Genomic DNA, 4,462 nt, shown 5'->3' with positions numbered 1-4,462 from the left:
TTATAGCATTTTTCGCGATAAGATAATTTTGCGAACAGGCACTATCTTAAAAAAGTGCATGCCCATTATGAATCACCCCGTAGACCCGACCCTTGAGCGCTGCATCCAAAAACATACTGTTCTTGGAAGTGGAATGGATATCTTTTGCCTCAAAACGATATTCGACATCGGGGTCGAAAAGCGTGAGGTTGGCCGCTTCACCTTCCTTGAATTTCGGTTGTTCCATACCGTATCTTTCCCTTCCCTTCGTGAGCAGGTCTATGGCGGTTTTGGTATCGAAAATATGGTTTAGACTGCCAAAGGCACTTTCGAGTCCCGTGCTTCCATAGGCGGCATTCTCGAACTCCACTTGTTTTTCCTCGATGTTCATCGGTATATGGTCGCTGGTCACAAAATCGATGCTGCCGTTCTTAACCCCATTTATCAATGCTTTGGTGTCTTCTTTGGTGCGCAAAGGCGGCATTACCTTGTAGGCGGCGTCGAACTCCTCTAACTTTGAATCGGTATACAATAGATTATGAATGGCGACACTACAGCTGATGTCCAATCCTTTTTTCTTGGCATCGGCAATCAGTTTCACCGAACCTGCGGTCGAAAGGGTCGGGATGTGTAATTTTCCGCCGGTATATTCTAAAATAAAAAGGTCCCTGGCTATCCGCAACTCCTCCGAAAGGGCGGGAATTCCCTTTAATCCCAGTCTAACGGAGGACTCGCCTTCGTTGACGTTTCCCTTGCCGGCAATAGTGGCATCCATCGGAAAGGAATAGGCCAATCCCCCGAAATTGGATACGTATTGCAGGGCGATTTTTAAAAGGTTCGCATTTTCCAAGGGACGTTTAAAATCGTAGAAGCCTACCGCTCCGGTATTTTGCATGTCGTAGAGTTCGGCAAGGTCTTTGCCCTCTGCCTTCATGGTCAACGTTCCCAAAGGATGTAGACGGGTCACTTCGGCTTTGGCCGCGTTTTTAAGGAAAACGATATCGGAACTACTATCCGGCACCGGATGGGTGTTGGGGTTCAGGACGATATCGGTAAAACCGCTCTTTGCGGCCGTTTCTAGTCCGTTTACTATCGTTTCCCGCTCCTCAAAACCCGGCTCGCCAAAACATACACCGCTATCGAACCAGCCAATGGAGACGTGAAGATTTTTTAAGGTCACGGTCTTCGTCTTGGTATCCGGGGCTATTTTGGCAGCTATCTTCTCGATTTTACCGTTTTTGATGAGGATGTCCCGTTTCTTGGAATGGAGTTCCACATTGGAGGTATCCATAATCTTGGCGGCCTTAATCAGTAAGTTCATTGGGAGTTGGTATTGATTATAACGTATTGATTGTAAAATAGTAATAGTCGCATTCTCTATTTTTAGTTTAAATAAAAATATCCTAAATTATAGTATCCGTTCTAAAGTAAAACTTTTGATTTAAGGCATAAACTTTTGAATCAGAACCTCCACCAGCAACATCAGCAACGCTAAAATAACGAACCATTTCCAAAGTGCGGTGATGCGATTGTCTTTTTCAAAGGAGTCGAAGAGCGAGGCAATGGAAGAGGCTTTTGACGCTCCTTTAAGTTCGTTAAGATTTAGGTAGGTGAGGTCGCTTTCTTTTCGGTCAAAGTTGAAGCTGATGCTTTTAAGGGATGTATCGCCTTGAGAAACCGTATAAATACCATCCTCCTTCAAATTTTCATCGAAAGTAAGCGTAACCTTGTTCGAGAGGGCCTGTTGTTGGGGGATAAATTCGTATTCCCCCTTCGAGACCTTAAGTATGGTGTCGTCGGGAAGGCTGGCAGAAACGTCTATGGAGAAAATAGTTCCCAAAACTCCGTATAGGGGGGGTAATCTCAGGCTGTTGCTACCCATATTGTAGAAGGTCGGCACGATCAAGGGGGAGTTTTTGAAGTTGGAATTGTCTGCGGCAATAGATGCGGTGAAAATGTACTTGCCGTCGCCACCGATCAAGAACGGCGTATTGTCCTGAAACGAAAGTATTGATGGTGCGGAGGTCTTGACCTTGAAATGTTGAGAAACTTGCGGATATTGAAAATTAGTTACATTTTTATCGAATACATCTCGGTACAAGGGATGCGAAAAGGAAATGTTGGTAATGGGGCGTTTAGCGTTAACCTTTTGTGTATATGAAGTCGAATAGTAATTGGAAACCAAAAGATTGTAAGAATTTAACTCGATTTCTTCGGATGGGATAATGACCAGGCTTCCACCACCTTCCGTGAACGACCTGAGGCTAGTGGTCAAGGCATTCGGTATGGATGGCATTTCGTTCAAGATAACCAGATTTTGTGCTCCCAAATCGCTGTAATTCAAATTTTTCGGTGCTGCGGCCGTAACCTCGAATTCATCATCGGAATAGATTTTTTTCAGATAGTTGCTATTGGCATCGCCGATAACCAGTACCTTGATTTTTTCTTTGGTGTTGATATTGAAGAACAGGTGGTTATCATAGGCCAATCCTGTATCTGAAACCTCGAGTTTTCCGTTGATACGCTTGTTTTTAGGAAGTGTAAATTGCACCTTTGCCTGATTATTTTCCTGAAAGACGGCCGCCGTTTTTGCTATAAGTTGTTCGCCGTTAAAAAGGGAAACAGGGGTACTTTCTATTGAACCTTTTTGTGATATTATTGCTGTAAGTTCTATGTTATCAGAATTTTGTAAATTGAAATAAATGGAATCCAAAGCAACGTTTTCCATACTTTCGGGGGTCAAGGGCACAAGATATTTCTGAATAGTGCCGGCCGTGTCGATTTTGGACGAGACCATCCGCTGTTGAAAATCGGACACCAATACTAGATTCTTGACTGTCTCCGAGCCTCCCTCAAAAAAAGTATTTCCCTTTAGATATATTTCGCTCAGTTGAAGTTGTTTTGGGGTAGGCTCAATAGCCAGCAAATCGTTCTGTACTTCGGGCAAGGAAACTTGGTTGAACACTTTTTCATTCGTGAAAAGCGTGAAATTTTGGTTTTTGGGTATGGATTTTATAAGCGATTGAACCGCATTTTCCATCAAAGTGGCTCCTTCGGATTTCGACTGCATGCTAAAGGAATCATCCAAATAAATAACCGATTCCTTCTGTTGCAGTGCTGATTGCTCCGCAAAAAAGGGCTGAGAAAAAGCAACGACCAAGCCAGCCAGCATGAACAATCTTGTCAGTAAAAGAAGCCATTTTTTCAGCACATTGCTACGCCGGGATTCCGACACGACTTTCTTAAGAAATTTGACATTGGTAAACGGTGTCTTCCGAAACCGCCGCAATTGAAAAAGGTGGATAATAAAGGGAATCAGTAGGAGTAGGAGGGCCCAAAGAAGTTCTGGATATTTAAACTGCATTTCCCGGATTGAATGTACAAAGGTATATAAAAAAGATGTTAGACCGCTATCCTACTAGATGTAGGACTTAAAATGCCCTGACTACAAGATCCTCCCCCTTGACCTGCCACCGATAAGGGAGACATGACCAAAAGGATTTCATAACAAGGGTGTGTCGCCAGCAAAAGAGTTCAAGTAATGAACATGCCATCCTAACAGAAAAAATAGTAATCGGACCTATGTTCTTGCCCCAACTTTCCGAAATATTCCTTTATCATCGCTTGCGCCTCCTCATTGGCTACGGTGATGATACTCTGCGGATTTTCTAAAACCTTCAATGCGCTGTAATGCAACATGGCTTGCCCGTAGATTTCCTTCCCTATTTTCTTCGGATTATCGCAGAGCCAATGGAAAGCGATATTCTGTTTTTGGAGTCCCTTTGCGATTTCCTTGCCCTTGTTGCCCGCACCCCACAAAGTCAATGGTCTGTCAGGATTGTACTCCAGCTTAAGGAAATAATGCAGTTTGATATCCAAAAAATAGTTTTGTGCGTAATGTTCGCTGGTACGGGATGTACGGGTTTCGTAGTCCCGCCAAAGGTGCAGTATTTGGTTACAGGGAATACATTTCAGTCCCTGTTCATAAAACCGGAACGTCAGATCATAATCCTCGGGATAGCGGTCCGGTTCAAAAGCCCCGCAGGAATCCAAATCGTCCCGAAAGACCATCCAGCAAGGGGATGGGATGACACATTCCTTATAGATCTCGGAAAAGTTGTTGCCTGTTTCGGTAAGTGCATTCAGCCATTTTTCGTATCGGGCGTATCCGTGGCCGACGCCGTGGTCGGAGAAATATTTGACCTGTCCCACTGCTAAATGGCCCTTGCCATCTTCTAAAAGCGAATCCACCATGACCTGCAGTTTTTTTGGGGTCATGATGTCGTCGGAATCCATTCGGGAGATGAGCCGGCCTTTGCTTTTGGAATAGGCGGTGCGAAGGGCGGGGATAATTCCTGTGCCTTTGTTGTTGAACACCTTGATCCGTGTTTCTTTTTTGGAAAGGGATTCGACCAGAGACCTGCATGTATCCGATGAATGATCATCGACCGCCAATACCTCCCAGTTATTGTAGGTTTGGCTA

Annotated in this window: 3 protein-coding genes; all 3 read right to left on the bottom strand. The window is 44.3% G+C overall.

Annotated features, from left to right (window positions below; all coding sequences use genetic code 11):
- Nucleotides 1–46: 46 nt before the first annotated feature.
- Nucleotides 47–1,300 (bottom strand): dihydroorotase family protein, encoded by a 1,254-nt coding sequence (locus ACEW8S_RS03610; RefSeq protein WP_373516821.1) that lies wholly within the window; start codon nt 1,298–1,300, stop codon nt 47–49.
- A gap of 120 nt (nt 1,301–1,420) precedes the next feature.
- Nucleotides 1,421–3,343, bottom strand: a complete 1,923-nt coding sequence (locus ACEW8S_RS03605) for a BatA domain-containing protein (RefSeq protein WP_373516820.1) — start codon at nt 3,341–3,343, stop codon at nt 1,421–1,423.
- Between the two features lie 191 nt (nt 3,344–3,534).
- A partial coding sequence (locus ACEW8S_RS03600; RefSeq protein WP_373516819.1) for a glycosyltransferase occupies nt 3,535–4,462 on the bottom strand: 928 nt, incomplete at its 5' end.

This window comes from Pricia sp., assembly GCF_041745955.1.
GTDB lineage: Bacteria > Bacteroidota > Bacteroidia > Flavobacteriales > Flavobacteriaceae > Pricia.
This window is presented reverse-complemented; position numbering and strand designations above follow the sequence as displayed.